At 42.6% G+C, this 14,566-nt stretch carries 19 protein-coding genes; 16 read left to right on the forward strand and 3 right to left on the reverse strand.

The annotated features are described in order from the left end of the window. Positions 1-34: 34 nt before the first annotated feature. The 7 genes from tkt to AN390_RS02195 all read left to right on the forward strand — a co-directional run bounded on the left by tkt (position 35) and on the right by AN390_RS02195 (position 5,750). Complete coding sequence (tkt, locus tag AN390_RS02165) at positions 35-2,026, forward strand: transketolase (protein ID WP_029774273.1); 1,992 nt, start codon at positions 35-37, stop codon at positions 2,024-2,026. Between the two features lie 257 nt (positions 2,027-2,283). Then, a complete protein-coding gene (locus AN390_RS02170) occupies positions 2,284-2,598 on the forward strand; it encodes a pyrimidine/purine nucleoside phosphorylase (protein ID WP_024033130.1) in 315 nt (104 codons plus the stop codon). A gap of 178 nt (positions 2,599-2,776) precedes the next feature. Next, positions 2,777-3,133 (forward strand): ribosome hibernation-promoting factor, HPF/YfiA family, encoded by a 357-nt coding sequence (gene hpf / locus AN390_RS02175; protein ID WP_024033129.1) that lies wholly within the window; start codon positions 2,777-2,779, stop codon positions 3,131-3,133. Between the two features lie 142 nt (positions 3,134-3,275). Continuing rightward, complete coding sequence (locus AN390_RS02180) at positions 3,276-4,511, forward strand: NRAMP family divalent metal transporter (RefSeq protein ID WP_055252843.1); 1,236 nt, start codon at positions 3,276-3,278, stop codon at positions 4,509-4,511. A gap of 71 nt (positions 4,512-4,582) precedes the next feature. Then, entirely contained in the window at positions 4,583-5,038 is a 456-nt protein-coding gene (locus tag AN390_RS02185; protein ID WP_055252844.1) for a GNAT family N-acetyltransferase, read from the forward strand. Between the two features lie 78 nt (positions 5,039-5,116). Further along, positions 5,117-5,449 (forward strand): type II toxin-antitoxin system RelE/ParE family toxin, encoded by a 333-nt coding sequence (locus AN390_RS02190; protein WP_054982728.1) that lies wholly within the window; start codon positions 5,117-5,119, stop codon positions 5,447-5,449. After that, the gene (locus tag AN390_RS02195; protein ID WP_004586175.1) at positions 5,436-5,750 is read left to right on the forward strand and encodes a DNA-binding transcriptional regulator; all 315 of its coding nucleotides are present in this window, start codon (positions 5,436-5,438) and stop codon (positions 5,748-5,750) included. The genes AN390_RS02190 and AN390_RS02195 overlap by 14 nt, the downstream gene beginning before the upstream one ends. A gap of 690 nt (positions 5,751-6,440) precedes the next feature. Here AN390_RS02195 and AN390_RS02200 read toward each other — a convergent pair. From AN390_RS02200 to AN390_RS02210, 3 genes are read right to left on the reverse strand one after another with little or no spacing between them, the layout of a single operon-like run. Continuing rightward, positions 6,441-7,628 carry a VWA domain-containing protein gene (locus AN390_RS02200; protein ID WP_055252845.1) on the reverse strand — a complete coding sequence of 396 codons (1,188 nt, stop codon included), beginning with the start codon at positions 7,626-7,628 and terminating at the stop codon, positions 6,441-6,443. A gap of 1 nt (position 7,629) precedes the next feature. Continuing rightward, the gene (locus AN390_RS02205) at positions 7,630-8,478 is read right to left on the reverse strand and encodes a MoxR family ATPase (RefSeq protein ID WP_004586178.1); all 849 of its coding nucleotides are present in this window, start codon (positions 8,476-8,478) and stop codon (positions 7,630-7,632) included. A 52-nt stretch (positions 8,479-8,530) separates the two neighbouring features. Beyond that, a complete protein-coding gene (locus AN390_RS02210) occupies positions 8,531-8,770 on the reverse strand; it encodes a DUF1653 domain-containing protein (RefSeq protein ID WP_029774266.1) in 240 nt (79 codons plus the stop codon). 60 nt (positions 8,771-8,830) lie between these two features. On the opposite strand from AN390_RS02210, the gene AN390_RS02215 reads away from it, so the two are divergent. From AN390_RS02215 to AN390_RS02255, 9 genes are all read left to right on the forward strand, one after another. Continuing rightward, positions 8,831-9,310, forward strand: coding sequence for a DUF2947 domain-containing protein (locus AN390_RS02215; RefSeq protein WP_024033120.1), 480 nt, complete (start codon positions 8,831-8,833; stop codon positions 9,308-9,310). Between the two features lie 75 nt (positions 9,311-9,385). Further along, the gene (locus AN390_RS02220; RefSeq protein ID WP_024033119.1) at positions 9,386-10,015 is read left to right on the forward strand and encodes a hypothetical protein; all 630 of its coding nucleotides are present in this window, start codon (positions 9,386-9,388) and stop codon (positions 10,013-10,015) included. A 30-nt stretch (positions 10,016-10,045) separates the two neighbouring features. After that, entirely contained in the window at positions 10,046-10,333 is a 288-nt protein-coding gene (gene ftsB / locus AN390_RS02225) for a cell division protein FtsB (protein WP_055252846.1), read from the forward strand. Then, a complete protein-coding gene (gene ispD / locus AN390_RS02230; RefSeq protein WP_024033118.1) occupies positions 10,323-11,024 on the forward strand; it encodes a 2-C-methyl-D-erythritol 4-phosphate cytidylyltransferase in 702 nt (233 codons plus the stop codon). Before ftsB ends, ispD begins: the two co-directional genes overlap by 11 nt. Next, the gene (gene ispF / locus AN390_RS02235) at positions 11,021-11,518 is read left to right on the forward strand and encodes a 2-C-methyl-D-erythritol 2,4-cyclodiphosphate synthase (RefSeq protein ID WP_004586184.1); all 498 of its coding nucleotides are present in this window, start codon (positions 11,021-11,023) and stop codon (positions 11,516-11,518) included. The genes ispD and ispF overlap by 4 nt, the downstream gene beginning before the upstream one ends. Then, on the forward strand, positions 11,515-12,564 hold the full coding sequence (truD, locus tag AN390_RS02240; RefSeq protein ID WP_055252847.1) for a tRNA pseudouridine(13) synthase TruD: 1,050 nt from the start codon (positions 11,515-11,517) through the stop codon (positions 12,562-12,564). Before ispF ends, truD begins: the two co-directional genes overlap by 4 nt. Continuing rightward, positions 12,545-13,309, forward strand: coding sequence for a 5'/3'-nucleotidase SurE (gene surE, locus AN390_RS02245; RefSeq protein ID WP_004586186.1), 765 nt, complete (start codon positions 12,545-12,547; stop codon positions 13,307-13,309). Before truD ends, surE begins: the two co-directional genes overlap by 20 nt. Beyond that, on the forward strand, positions 13,299-13,937 hold the full coding sequence (locus AN390_RS02250) for a protein-L-isoaspartate(D-aspartate) O-methyltransferase (RefSeq protein ID WP_055252848.1): 639 nt from the start codon (positions 13,299-13,301) through the stop codon (positions 13,935-13,937). The genes surE and AN390_RS02250 overlap by 11 nt, the downstream gene beginning before the upstream one ends. Before the next feature lie 9 nt (positions 13,938-13,946). Beyond that, complete coding sequence (locus AN390_RS02255) at positions 13,947-14,525, forward strand: YqaA family protein (protein WP_055252849.1); 579 nt, start codon at positions 13,947-13,949, stop codon at positions 14,523-14,525. Positions 14,526-14,566: the final 41 nt, after the last annotated feature.

The raw sequence follows: 14,566 nt of genomic DNA on the forward strand, positions 1-14,566 counted from the left end.
ACCCGCGCAAATACACATAAAGGTAGGAGAATTCATGCCATCTCGCAAAGAACTTGCAAATGCTATTCGCGTCTTGTCAATGGACGCAGTACAAAAGGCCAAATCTGGCCACCCTGGAGCCCCAATGGGCATGGCCGATATCGCAGAAGTATTATGGCGCGATTATCTAAAGCATAATCCAACTAATCCAGAGTGGGCTGACCGTGACAGATTTATTCTTTCAAACGGCCACGGTTCAATGCTTATCTATTCTCTATTGCACCTAACTGGTTACGACTTACCACTTGATGAAATTAAAAACTTCCGTCAAATGCATTCTAAAACGCCAGGCCACCCTGAGTACGGTTATGCACCAGGAATTGAAACTACTACGGGCCCACTAGGTCAGGGGATCACAAATGCGGTAGGTATGGCGATTGCTGAAAAAGCGCTTGCTGCACAATTTAACCGTGAAGGCCACGACATTGTTGATCACTACACATATGCATTTATGGGTGACGGTTGTTTAATGGAAGGTATTTCTCATGAAGCATGTTCACTTGCTGGCACATTAGGCCTTGGCAAGTTAGTGGCTTTTTGGGATGACAACGGTATTTCAATCGATGGTGAAGTTGAAGGTTGGTTTAGCGACGATACACCAGCACGATTTAAAGCGTACGGCTGGCATGTAATAAGTGACGTTGATGGCCACGACAGCGATGCTGTTAGTGCTGCAATAGCAGAGGCTCAAAGTGTTACCGACAAACCATCACTAATTTGTTGTAAAACAGTGATTGGTTACGGTTCACCTAATAAATCTGGTAGCCACGATTGTCACGGCGCGCCATTAGGTGATGACGAAATTACAGCGTCTCGCGAATTTTTAGGCTGGTCTGGCGGTGCATTTGAAATCCCTGATGATATTTACGCACAGTGGGATAGCAAAGAAAAAGGTCAACAGCTTGAATCTAGCTGGGACGAAAAATTTGCAGCATACGCAAAAGCATACCCAGAGCTTGCAGCTGAATATAAGCGCCGTATTAACAACGAACTTCCAGGCGATTGGGCTGAAAAATCTCAAGCATACATAGAGCAACTACAAGCAAACCCTGCAAATCCTGCATCTCGTAAAGCGTCGCAAAATGCATTAAATGCATTTGGCCCGTTATTACCAGAATTCATGGGTGGCTCAGCCGATTTAGCTGGCTCAAACTTAACAATTTGGGATGGCTCTAAAGGGCTAACTGCAGACGATGCAAGCGGTAACTACGTTTACTACGGTGTACGTGAGTTTGGTATGTCGGCAATTATGAATGGTATTGCCCTTCATAAAGGCTTTATTCCTTACGGTGCAACGTTCTTAATGTTTGTTGAATACGCAAAAAATGCGGTACGTATGGCTGCACTAATGAAGCAACCAAGCATTTTTGTTTACACGCACGATTCAATCGGCCTAGGTGAAGACGGTCCAACTCACCAACCAGTAGAGCAAATTGCTAGCATGCGTTTAACGCCAAACTTATACAACTGGCGCCCGTGTGACCAAGTTGAGTCGGCAATTGCATGGCAACAAGCTATTGAGCGTAAAGATGGTCCTACATCACTTATCTTTACTCGCCAAGGCCTTGAGCAACAAGCGCGTGACGCTCAGCAATTAGCAGATGTTAAAAAGGGTGGTTACATCCTTAGCTGTGACGGCGAGCCAGAGCTAATTATTATTGCAACAGGTTCTGAGGTGCAACTAGCACAAGACTCTGCAACAGAGCTACGCAGCCAAGGTAAAAAGGTACGTGTTGTATCTATGCCATGTACTGATGTATTTGAAGAGCAAAGCGCACAGTACAAAGAAAGCGTACTACCGGCAGCCGTTACACGCCGCGTAGCAGTAGAAGCAGGTATTGCTGATTACTGGTACAAGTACGTAGGCCTAAATGGTGCAGTAGTAGGTATGACTACCTTTGGTGAGTCGGCACCTGCTGGTGAGCTGTTTGAGTACTTTGGCTTTACAGTAGAGAACATTGTAAATAAAGCAAACGCGTTGTTTTAACCGTTAGCTTTAATATTTAAAAGCCCGCCCTGTGTAAAACAGGGCGGGCTTTTTTGTTTGCTGACTGAGTTATAAAGTGGCGTAGTAGCCTTAAGATACTTCAATCACACTGCTTGTAATACGTAGTACTTTTTTGGCTTAAAGCCTTTTGAGCTTGAATTTCAGATGAGTAATTTTCACAGCGCTTTTCTTGCAAGGCTATGACCTATCAGGCAAGGTGGTGGCCGATTAAATAAAATAATACAACAGGAGTGAGGATGTCTCAGTTTGAAAATGTAAGCGTAATTAAAAAAGCGAACGTGTATTTTGACGGTAAAGTATCAAGCCGTACCGTGGTATTTAACGATGGCACAACCAAAACGCTAGGCTTTATGCAACCAGGCGAATTTGTATTTGATACAAGCAAAAAAGAACTCATGGAGCTGTTAGGCGGCCAATGGGATATTTTATTACCTGGCGAAACGCAGTGGAAAACATTTATCGCGGGCGAATCATTTAACGTTGATGCCAATGTTAGCTTTAAAGTAAAAGTGAGTGATTTTGCTGACTATTGTTGTTCGTACACAGACTAAACGCTAAAGGCTAGACGTCTGAAAGCCCATACCCTATGGGCTTTGCATAAACTTTGCACAACTTATAATTTAAATCAGTTTAAGTAACAAATTAATTTCAAAAATCAGTGCTTTTTCCTTGTGTTAATCTAAATAGCCCCCAATACTATTTATGAGGTAACAAATAAAAGGATACCCTATGAAAATTAATCTTTCTGGTCACCATGTAGACGTTACTAACTCTATTAGAGAGCATATCAACGAAAAGTTTTCAAAAATCGAGAGCCACTTTCCATCACTTATCGCACTCGACATTATATTGTCTAAAGAGCATCACAAAATCCAAGCAGAAATTAGCACAAATTACGAAGGTGCGCGTATATCGGTAAAAGGGGAAAACGAAGTTATGTACCCGGCGATTGCAAGCGCAGCTAAAAAACTCGATGCAGCACTAAAACATCGAAAAGGGCAAATAAAAGCAAATTTACACGAAAAGCCTGTAAGCACAACGCCAGAAATAGCGCACGAAATCATCCAAGAGATGGAACTAAAATAAGATTTAGTCCCAAAGTACTATAAAAAAGAGCCTTACGGCTCTTTTTTATTGCCTTTAATTTAGGTAAGTTATGCAGCCTTCGGTGTTATTAATTATTAAAATTAATAACCAGAGCGAATAACACACATAATTTGAGAAATTAATGCAGCAAACACACACCTCTTGGAAATCTCGATTGGGCGCACTAGGCCCTGGTATCTTAATGGCAACCGCAGCAATTGGCGGCTCTCACTTAGTTGCATCTACTCAAGCTGGCGCGCTATTTGGATGGCAACTGTTTTGGCTAATTCTCGTTGTTAACGTATTAAAGTACCCGTTTTTTCGCTTTGGTATGGAATACACCCTAGCAACCAAAAACAGTTTAGTAGAAGGCTATAAAAATAAAGGCCCTGTCTATTTTTATAGCTTTATTGGCTTAAATATATTGGCCGCCATAGTTAATACCGCAGGGGTGTTATTACTGACTGCAAGCTTGCTGCATTATGCACTGCCAATAGTGATAGAAGTCACGCTACTGTGTTGGATATTATTGGCCGTGTGTTTAGCTATTTTATTACTTGGGCACTTTAAAGCGCTCGACAGCGTTGCTAAAGGCATTATGGGGCTATTAACGTTAGCTACTGTTATTGCACTGGTTATCGCGTTTAGTAACGGCCCAATGGCTCCTGCTGACTATATTGGCCCATCACCTTACGAGTTGGCTATGCTGAGCTTTATGGTCGCGTTAATGGGCTGGATGCCAGCACCCATAGAAATATCAGCGCTTAGTTCGCTTTGGCTCAAAGAAAAACAAACTCAGCAAACGGTTACTAAAAGCCAAGGCTTATTCGATTTTAACGTAGGCTATTGGCTAACAGCCTGTTTAGCATTGGTATTTTTTAGCTTAGGTGTGCTGGTGCAATATGGGCAAAGCAGCAGTATTGAGCTTGGCGGTGTTGCCTTTGCTAAACAGCTTATTGATATGTACGCACTGACTATTGGCGAGTGGGCAAGGCCACTTGTATCAGCCATTGCTTTTTTATGTATGTTTGGCACTACACTCACCGTGCTTGATGGCTACGCCCGTACACTTAACGAGTCACATAAATTACTTGGTTTTAAGCAATCTAAACACAGTTTAAATAGTTGGTTAGTACTGCAGGCCTTTGCCGGTATGGCCGTTATTTTATTTTTTAAATCGGCCCTGGGACCAATGCTTACCTTTGCCATGACACTTGCTTTTGTAACCACCCCCGTTTTTGCATGGCTTAACTTTAGTTTAGTGCGCTCAGAGCCGGCCATTAAACACAGCGTACTATTGCGCAGCTTAACGTGGTTAGGCTTAGTGTACTTAGTTGGTTTTGCTGTTGCGTTTGTGGTGTGGAAGCTAGCAGCCTAAAAATAGCTGTTTATTTTAGGGCTTTAATTAAAGCCCTAAAGCATTAAATTCAAAGATTAAATGGGGTGTAAATGGATATTAGAACAGGCGAGCTTTCAAACCCACACATTATAAAGTTACTACAAGCGCATCATAACGATATGCTAAAACACTCACCTGTTGAAAGCGTACATGCGCTGGATGTAACTAAACTCACAAAGCCCGATATAACTTTTTATAGCTTATGGATTGATAATAATTTAGCGGGTGTTGGCGCATTAAAAGCGTTAAATACAACGCATGGCGAAATTAAATCAATGCGCACCTCAAGCAATTATTTACGCCAAGGCATAGCCGCTAAGTTACTCACGCATATTATTGAGCAAGCAACACTGCGAGGGTATAAAAAGTTAAGTTTAGAAACAGGCACTGCAAAGGCGTTTTTACCCGCGCAAAAGCTTTACACTCAGTTTGGTTTTAAAAAATGCGAACCATTTGGGAATTATGAGCAAGATCCGTATAGCTTGTTTATGAGTAAAGTGCTTTAGCTAAAGCAAAAGATACCAGCTGCCGCCCATTTAAAATCTTTAATTGAATTTGTACGCTATCTGCGTATACTTCTATGTATGAAAAGCCTATTTGTTGAATCAAGCATATTTGAAAAGTACCGAGAGCTGTACTTGAGTGATGACGAATATCGTTTATTTCAAGCAGACCTCATGGTTAACCCAAAACAGGGCGATGTGATTCAAGGAACAGGCGGCTTACGTAAAGTTCGAGTTGCGAGCAAAGGAAAAGGTAAGCGTGGCGGTTCAAGAGTTATATATTATTACTTGGACGACAAAAGACGTTTTTATCTACTCACTATTTACAGTAAAAACGAAGTAACCGATTTAACAGCAGATCAGAAAAAGCAATTAAAAGAATTCTTAGAGGTATGGCGCAATGAGCAAACGTGATTTATTTTCAGAATTAACGACAGCACTTGATGATGCTAAAGCGCATTCACAAGGAAAGCTTACGTTACGTACTCATGCGGTAAATGATATTAACGATCTTGCTATTTCACCCGATGAAATAGTAAATATTCGAGAAACATTTAATATGTCGCGCGGTGTATTTGCAAACATTCTACATACATCAGCAAGAACACTCGAAAACTGGGAGCAAGGGCGTAGTGCACCGAATGGGCAAGCAATTACCTTGTTAAAGCTTGTGCAGCGACATCCTGAAACATTGAATCATATAGCTGAATTGTAGGGCTTTGACTCTGTAATACGATTTTTATTATGTTTTAAAATGAATAAAGCGCAGTTGAGCTACAAGGTATAATGTAGAAGTATAAAAAGAATCCTTTCTTTTTATCAGTTAATTAATTATCACATAAAGTTATTGATGATTAACAAGATTGGAGAAACTGAAGTAACTAACCTTACTAAATCAGCTAAAAACTTCTCACTAATTTTAATCGTGATTTGCATGATGCACCTCTCGGTCAAATGGTTTAAATTAATTGACCATTTTACCGTGCTAATGCTAACCTTTAGTTCTCACGCAAAAGGGTATGGCATTAGCAATTTACAAATGGTCAATACCTAAAGAAAGCCTAAGTTGATTTATAATCGCTTAGGCTTTTTTGTTATAACCATATTCCTTTTGGTTATATGTTTATATTATAACCTTATATAGAAGAGTGCAAATAATAATTTATAGGATAAGGGTAGGTATCATTATTTAGCCTTTCCTTGCTTGAAATTTCAACAGCTCATATTTAGCGCAGTAAGTCGGGTTGTTTCTAGTTAATTCATCATTATCGTCGGATGGCGTGGCTTCGCCACTTATCCGACCTACGTCAAAGGTAGGTTGGTTAAGCCAAAGGCGCCACCCAACAAAGTTACAGGTTCACGCCTGAAGCTCAGCTGCTAGCGCTGAGCTGAGGTAAATTAATATCTAACTCAGCTCTTTTATCGCGCTACTTATTCCATCTAAACTCAGCGGGTACATTCTGTTATCCATCAGCTGCTTAATAAAATCAATTGATTGATAGTAAGGCCAGTGTTCAACAGGTTGTGGGTTGAGCCAGGCGACTTTATCAAAGTGGTTTGTTATACGTTGCAACCATGCACTGCCAGGCTCTTCGTTGTAATGTTCTACTGAGCCGCCAGGGTAGGCTATTTCGTATGGGCCCATAGTGGCGTCACCAACAAATATTACTTTGTAGTCGCTGGTAAATTTATTAATCAGCGTCATGGTGTCGATGATGTTTGAATGGCGCCGCGCATTGTCTTGCCAAACGTGCTCGTATAAACAGTTATGAAAGTAGTAAAACTCTAAATGTTTAAACTCGCTGTGGGCGGCGCTAAATAGCTCTTCGCAGGTATGAATGTAGTCATCCATTGAGCCGCCAATATCAAACAGCATTAATACTTTAACGGCATTGTGGCGCTCGGGTGCCATTTTTACATCCAGCATGCCGCCTTGTTTGGCGGTAGCGCGAATGGTCTCGTTTAAATCAAGGGTGTCACTTGCGCCTGTGCGGGCAAATTTACGTAATTTTTTAAGGGCAAGTTTTATGGTGCGTGAGCCTATTTCACGATCTGAATCTAAATTACGGTATTCACGTTTATCCCACACTTTTACCGCTTGGCGATTACGGTTACCCTCTTGCCCTATACGCACGCCCTCTGGGTTATACCCATATGCACCAAAAGGTGATGTACCACCAGTGCCTACCCATTTATTGCCGCCAGCGTGGCGTTTTTGTTGCTCTTGTAAACGCTCTTTTAGGGTTTTCATTAGCTCGTCGAGCCCGCCCATGGCTTTTAGCTGGGCTTTTTCTTCATCGCTTAGGTGTTTTTCAAACTCTTTGCGCAACCAGTCTTTAGGTAAGCTGTGCTGTTGTTTTAAACTTTCGAGCAAATCAAGGTCGGCAATACCGCTAAAATAGTCGCTGAAGGCTTTGTCGAACCGGTCAAAATGGGTTTCGTCTTTTACCATTATGGTGCGCGCTAAATGGTAAAAGCCATCTACATCGGCAAATATAACGCCTTTTTTTAAGGCGTTTATTAAATCGAGTAGCTCGCGCAGGCTTACCGGTAAGCGGTATTTGCGCAGCGTGAAAAAAAACTGTACTAGCATGTTAGCGACGACTCATAAACGCAAGTTTTTCGATGAGGCTTATGTCTTGCTCATTTTTAAGCAGTGCGCCAAACATCGGCATTAAGCCGCCTTTTTGGGCTTTATCGTGCAGTGTTTTAGCATCTATATCTTCTGCCATTAAAAGCTTTAACCAATCCAGCAGTTCGCTGGTGGAAGGTTTCTTTTTAAGACCGTTGGCTTCACGTAAGTTAAAAAATACTTCGAGTGCTTGGCGAACTAAATCTTGTTTAACGTTAGGGTAGTGCACATCAACGATTTGCTGCATTTCTTCGCTGCTTGGAAAATCAATATAGTGAAAAAAGCAGCGGCGTAAAAAGGCATCTGGTAGTTCTTTTTCGTTGTTTGAGGTGATGATCACAATAGGGCGTTCTTTCGCTACAATGCGCTCGTTAGTTTCGTAAACATGAAACTCCATTTTATCAAGTTCGAGCAGTAAGTCGTTTGGGAACTCGATGTCGGCTTTGTCTATTTCGTCGATTAAAAGCACTGGGCGTTTTCCGTTAAGTTCAGCGTAGTTAAACGCTTGCCACAGCTTACCTTTAACAATGTAGTTGCCAATGTTATGTACGCGCTCATCGCCTAATTGGCTGTCGCGTAGGCGTGATACCGCGTCGTATTCGTACAAGCCCTGTTGTGCTTTAGTGGTTGATTTAATGTGCCACTGAATAAGCTCGGTATCTAAGCTTTTAGCAAGCTCTTCAGCTAGCATGGTTTTACCTGTACCTGGCTCACCTTTAATTAATAAGGGCTTTTCAAGCATAATAGCGGCATTTACAGCCTGTTTAAGTGAGCTGCTAGCGATGTAGTTGTCGGTAGAATTAAATTGCACGGGTTCCCCTTGCCTGGTCTGAGCAGTGTTGTATGTGATTATAATGCCATAGTTAATCTGCAGCTCCAAGGTAGGCAAAGCGTGGAATAGTGTGTCCATCTTTTTCAACGGTTTCTAAAAACATACTTAGTGGACGTGCCCACATGCCGTACTCGCCATACAGGGCTTGATATATAACTAGTTGCTCGTCGGTTTCACTGTGTGTTGCTACGTAAAATACTTTGTATTGTGGGCCTTTGTAGTGTTGATATATGCCTGGTTTGAGGGAAAGCGGTTTTATTGCTGTAGTCATGTTTTGATCTCTTGTATAATTGCGTTTGCTTTTTATTATGCCAAAGAATACACCAACACTATGAATTATATTTCGCTCGATGATCACAAAAAAGCCTGGGTTTTTCGTCATAAAGACCTCCCTGTATCTGAAGAAGACGCTGCGCGTATTAAGCCAATGACCAGCGAACGTGCTGCGGTGCTTTGGAGCACTATGGTGAGCCGCGAGTTCGACCACCCCGATTTTTTTGATAAAACCGATTGGTGCGGTAAAGAAGAAAGCTTTAGCGATGAAGTAAATTGGGAAGATGCGTGGGAAAATGGCGACGAAAGCTTACCGCAAGCTATTTTGGATCATTTAGATTGGCAGGCTAATACCACTGTTTATTTTTGTATGGCACGCGATAACGTTATAGAAACCACCTTTGATGTATTTAAACGTAATTGGCAAAACTTTATGTTTTTAGCTGATGGCAGTTTATTAATTGGTAAAAAGCGTAATACCGTGGTGCAATTTTTAGAAAGCGGCATTGCTAAATTAGGCGAAAAGCCAAGTGCTTAAATTGCCAAGTGCGCTTAAAAAATAGCCGCTATTGTGCTATAAAACAGCTACCTAATTGTTTTTTGAGTATAACTATTGGTAGCGAAGAGTCAGCCACTTGCAGCTCAGCAGCAAGAAATATGGCAAAGTGATGCGCAAAAAGTGCTGTATGCACAATTGTGCAATGCGTTTTATCAGCGAGAGGTACAGCGCTTAGTTGCTGAGCCTAATGCTGATAAACTACGCCGCCAATTAAAAAGCTTACCGTATTATATAGAGCGGGCGGCGACTTTGGTTGCCAATGGGAGTTCGCCGTTTACGCTCGACTCACAAAATGGCTCTTGGCTTGAAAAACAAAAGCCAACACCGCCAGAGGTTAACGCTCAGGCAAATGAACTTTTTTATAAAAAATATGCCCAAGTGGGGCTAATAGTGCCGGTGTTAATAAATAGCCATGATCAAGTGAGGCTAAGAATAGACAGCATAGACCAAGTAAGCGACAATAAACTGCACTGTAATGAACTAGGCTGGTTTGATTTTTTTGGCAAGGGCCTAGAGCAAGCAAATGCGCAGTTGGTAAAACCCAGTAAAATGAGTTTAACAGCGGCGTGTTGCGGGCATCAGTGGCAATTTTCAAAACGCTGCGCACCTAGGTTGCTTTCACTTAGAGAAATGCTATTAGCGGGTAATATTAATTGGCGTAACATAAAACGCCCACGAGCCTAATTTTATTTAAAAACGAATAGGGAGTGTTAAATGCGGTTTTTTCAGCTTGGCCTGTTGTGCTTAGCACTGTTTATACAATACCGACTTTGGTTTGGTCATAACGGGGTGCAAGACTATACGCGATTAAAAGCAGCCGTGGCTTCTCATCAACAAACTAATGAAAAACTAATTAAGCGCAATAAAGTACTTACCGCCGACATAGAAGATTTAAAGCTTGGTCAAGAAGGCATAGAAGAGCGCGCTCGTAACGAATTAGGAATGATTAAACCGGATGAAACATTTATACGTGTTTTACCGGGCAAACAATATGAAAAATAATAATTCAATAGCTGCCATTGTACCCGCTGCCGGCGTAGGCAGCAGAATGCAGCACAGTGCACCTAAGCAGTATATTAAATTGGCAGGAAAAACTATTTTAGAGCACACGCTCTGTAAGCTTTCGCAATTACAAAGCTTAAGCCAAATAGTTGTAGCCGTTAGTCAAACCGACCCTTATTTTGACTCGCTTGCGCACATAGACTCGCGAATTTTACGCGCCAGCGGCGGGCAAGAGCGAGCAGATTCAGTGCTTAATAGCCTATTATTTTTAGAAAATAACCCTCCTGAATGGGTGCTGGTGCACGACGCAGCCCGCCCTTTAGTCACTATTAACGATATTGAAACCTTAATAGCGCATTGCATAGCCGACGACGAAGGCGGTATTTTAGCAAGCAAGGTAAAAGACACCATAAAGCGTGGAAACACGCATAGCGAGCAAACCGTGCCTCGTGATGATTTATGGCAAGCGCTTACACCGCAGTTTTTTAAATATGACGAGCTTAAAAATGCGTTGCAACGTGCGCTTTGTGAAGGCGTAACTATTACCGATGAAGCCAGTGCCATTGAGTGGGCAAATAAACCCGTTAAGCTAATTGCAGGGCGCAGCGACAATATTAAAATAACCACGCCGGAGGATTTAGACCTAGCGGGGTTTTTATTAAACAAACAACAAAACGAGCAAGCATTATGATTCGAATTGGCCATGGTTTTGACGTACACAAATTTGGTGGCGAAGGCCCAATAACAATTTGCGGCGAAAAAATAGATTACCCGCAGGGCTTTTTAGCACACTCAGATGGCGATGTTGCTATTCATGCATTATGCGATGCTATTTTAGGCGCGTTGGCAATGGGCGATATTGGTAAGCATTTTCCGGATACGGCGAGCGAGTATGAAAATATAGATAGCCGTATTTTACTTCGCCATGTTGTAGGCCTTGCCAAAGAGCAAGGTTATGTACTGGGCAATGGCGATGTCACTATTGTGGCGCAGGCTCCTAAAATGTTGCCACACATCCAAGCTATGCGCTCTAATTTAGCCAGCGATTTAAATTGCGAGCTTTCACAAATCAATGTTAAAGCGACCACCACCGAAAAGCTCGGCTTTGAAGGGCGTAAAGAAGGTATTTCTAGCCATGCGGTGGTTATTATGAGCAAAGCGCCTGAGAGTACAGCAAGCGCATGAGCGATTTAAATTATCTATACGGTGCACCCCTTTCAAAAGCAGACTTTAAAACCGTTGCTGAAGATTTTATGGTTGATGAAGACCTCGGCATAGAATTTACCAGCAGTGGTGAGCATGTATGCTTACAGGTCGTTAAAAAAGGTGAAAACACGCAATACGTGGCTAAGTTAATTGCACAAAAGGCTGGAGTGTCACCGCGCGAAGTAAGCTACGCCGGCATGAAAGACCGCCACGGCGTGTGTAGCCAATGGTTTAGCGTAAAAGTACCTATTAAAAAGCACATTGATTTTAGTGAACTCAATAGCGACAGCATTTTTGTGGTTTCGCAACAGCGCCACGAACGTAAATTACGCACCGGTTGCCACAAAGGAAACCGATTCACTATTACGCTTCGTAATGTAACCCAGCCGCTTGATATTTTATGCCGCATTAATGCCGTGCGTGCGGGTGTGCCTAACTACTTTGGCGAGCAGCGCTTTGGCCGCGACGGGCATAATTTAGTTATGGCCGAAAAAATGTTTGCCGGCGAGCGCATTCGCGATAAAAAACTACGCGGTATTATTATCTCCGCTGCCCGTTCACATGTATTTAATCAAATAGTGAGCTTACGTGTTAAAGAGCATGGGTTAGCTAAAACCATGCACCGTGAAGTATTTATGCTAAGCGGTAGTAACGCATTTTTTGAAGATGCAATAAGCGATGAAAACATAGCGCGTTTAGCCTCTGGCGATATTATGATGTCGGCTCCTATGGTTGGTAAAAGCGAAAAGGGCTTAACTGATCAAGAAAAATTATGGCTAAAACCATACCAAGCATGGTGTGAGGGCTTAGGCGAATTAGGCCTTAAAAATGAGCGCCGTATGCTGCGTCTCATTCCGCAAGATTTAACCATAGAAACACTAGACGAAACGACTTTAAAATTAAGCTTTGGATTGCCTAAAGGGTGTTTTGCTACCGCACTTTTACGTGAGCTGGTGGATTACACCGATGCAAGCCCTAATGAGCGAAAAGAAAAGGACAGTCAAAATGAAGATACTGCTAAGTAACGACGACGGTGTAAACGCTAAAGGGATTGCTGTTTTATACCAGGCTCTTACGCAAATTGCCGATGTAACCCTTGTAGCCCCTGATCGTAACTGTAGTGGTGCCAGTAACTCGTTAACGTTAATAAATCCACTGCGCTCTACCACGCTTGAAAACGGCTTTATATCGGTTAATGGCACACCTACTGATTGTGTTCATTTAGGGGTTAATCAGTTAGTAGATGAAACGCCTGATTTAGTCGTAGCAGGTATTAACCACGGCGCTAATTTGGGCGATGATACATTGTATTCAGGCACTGTGGCTGCGGCGACCGAAGGGCGCCATTTAGGCTTGCCTGCTATTGCCGTGTCGCTTTGCTCGCACCATGGTGAGCACTTTGAAACCGCAGCAGCTGTGACCGTTAACATAATTAAAGGGCTGGCATCGCACCCACTGCCTAAAGATCAAATTATCAACGTAAATGTACCCGATATTCCTCTAAGTGAGCTAAAAGGGGTGCAAGTTACGCGTTTAGGCGCTCGACATAAAGCCGAAACCATGACCAAACAAACGGACCCATGGGGGCGTGATATTTTTTGGTATGGCTCGCTTGGTATTGAAAGCGATGCCGGTGAGGGCACTGATTTTTACGCTGTTAATAATGGCTATGCTTCAGTTACACCGTTAAGTGTTGATATGACAGCAAAAGAAAGTATTGAAGCGGTTGGGCAGTGGTTAGCTGAAATGGAGATAAACCGTGCTGGCTAATTACTCGCGCAGTGCTATTGCGCTTTCTAAGCTATTAGAGCAAGAAGGGGTAGAAGACAAACAGGTATTAAAAGCCATTGCAGATATACCTCGTCATGCCTTTATTGATGATGTACTAAAACACAAGGCGTACGAAAACACGGCGTTGCCAATAGGGCAAGGGCAAACTATTTCGCAGCCTTATATTGTGGCGCGTATGACCGAGCTGCTTCATTTGGCTGGCGTACGCGACAAAGTGTTAGAAATTGGCACAGGCTCTGGTTATCAAACCGCAGTGTTAGCCAAGTGTTTTAATAAGGTGTATTCGGTCGAGCGTATAAAAGCACTGCAATGGCAGGCTAAACGCCGTTTACAGCAACTTGATTTATATAATGTAACCATGAAACACGCAGATGGCTGGCAAGGCTGGCAATCGCAGGCCCCGTTTAATGGTATTATAGTTACCGCGGCCGCATCAAAAGTACCTCAAGACTTACTTGCACAACTAGCTGATGGCGGTGTACTCCTTGCTCCCATTGGTGAGCAAGAACAAAAATTAACCATGGTTATTCGCCAAGGCGATAGCTTCACAGAGCATGTTATTGCACCAGTACGGTTTGTCCCTCTCGTCCCTGGTGATATTGAATAGGAATTCACGTTGAAATTGTTTACTAAGTTATACGATATGGCCCTAGTGTGGGCAAAACACCGCTTTGCTGAGCGCTATTTAGCAGCCATGAGCTTTGCTGAGTCTGTTTTTTTTCCGGTACCACCGGATGTAATGCTTGCTCCTATGTCGCTTGCTCAGCCAAGTAAAGCGTGGCGCTTTGCAAGCTTTGCAACAGTTGCTTCAGTACTTGGGGGGATTGTAGGTTACTTTTTAGGTTACTGGTTATTTGAGCCTGTTGTAGAGCCCTTTATTGAGCAGATGCACTGGCAAGAAAAGTTTGAAACAGCGCTTACATGGTTTAAAGAGTATGGCGTGTGGGTGGTATTTTTAGCGGGCTTTTCACCTATCCCTTATAAGGTATTTACTATTGGTGCAGGGGTATTACAAATGGCATTTTTACCATTTTTAATAGCGTCTGCCGTTGGCCGCGGTGCGCGTTTCTTTTTAGTTTCTGCTTTAATGAAGTGGGGCGGGGTTAAAATGGAGCAAAAATTACGTCAATATGTTGAAGTACTTGGCTGGGGTTTAGTTATATTAATAGCGGTTGCTTACTTTTCATTACGCTAACAAGCAAAAGTAGTACTTTTTAAATTTCGGAGCAAGACACC

It is taken from the genome of Pseudoalteromonas sp. P1-11, from assembly GCF_001399995.1.
GTDB lineage: Bacteria > Pseudomonadota > Gammaproteobacteria > Enterobacterales > Alteromonadaceae > Pseudoalteromonas > Pseudoalteromonas atlantica.

Bases quoted from the DNA above. Each gene is read 5' to 3' on its own strand.
- AN390_RS02190 (WP_054982728.1), top strand. From the start codon at position 5,117: ATGAAAAGCCTATTTGTTGAATCAAGCATATTTGAAAAGTACCGAGAG.
- ispF (WP_004586184.1), top strand. From the start codon at position 11,021: ATGATTCGAATTGGCCATGGTTTTGACGTACACAAATTTGGTGGCGAA.
- surE (WP_004586186.1), top strand. From the start codon at position 12,545: ATGAAGATACTGCTAAGTAACGACGACGGTGTAAACGCTAAAGGGATT.
- AN390_RS02170 (WP_024033130.1), top strand. From the start codon at position 2,284: ATGTCTCAGTTTGAAAATGTAAGCGTAATTAAAAAAGCGAACGTGTAT.
- AN390_RS02210 (WP_029774266.1), bottom strand. From the start codon at position 8,770: ATGACTACAGCAATAAAACCGCTTTCCCTCAAACCAGGCATATATCAA.
- AN390_RS02185 (WP_055252844.1), top strand. From the start codon at position 4,583: ATGGATATTAGAACAGGCGAGCTTTCAAACCCACACATTATAAAGTTA.
- ispD (WP_024033118.1), top strand. From the start codon at position 10,323: ATGAAAAATAATAATTCAATAGCTGCCATTGTACCCGCTGCCGGCGTA.
- AN390_RS02180 (WP_055252843.1), top strand. From the start codon at position 3,276: ATGCAGCAAACACACACCTCTTGGAAATCTCGATTGGGCGCACTAGGC.
- AN390_RS02215 (WP_024033120.1), top strand. From the start codon at position 8,831: ATGAATTATATTTCGCTCGATGATCACAAAAAAGCCTGGGTTTTTCGT.
- AN390_RS02195 (WP_004586175.1), top strand. From the start codon at position 5,436: ATGAGCAAACGTGATTTATTTTCAGAATTAACGACAGCACTTGATGAT.
- ftsB (WP_055252846.1), top strand. From the start codon at position 10,046: ATGCGGTTTTTTCAGCTTGGCCTGTTGTGCTTAGCACTGTTTATACAA.
- truD (WP_055252847.1), top strand. From the start codon at position 11,515: ATGAGCGATTTAAATTATCTATACGGTGCACCCCTTTCAAAAGCAGAC.
- hpf (WP_024033129.1), top strand. From the start codon at position 2,777: ATGAAAATTAATCTTTCTGGTCACCATGTAGACGTTACTAACTCTATT.
- tkt (WP_029774273.1), top strand. From the start codon at position 35: ATGCCATCTCGCAAAGAACTTGCAAATGCTATTCGCGTCTTGTCAATG.
- AN390_RS02200 (WP_055252845.1), bottom strand. From the start codon at position 7,628: ATGCTAGTACAGTTTTTTTTCACGCTGCGCAAATACCGCTTACCGGTA.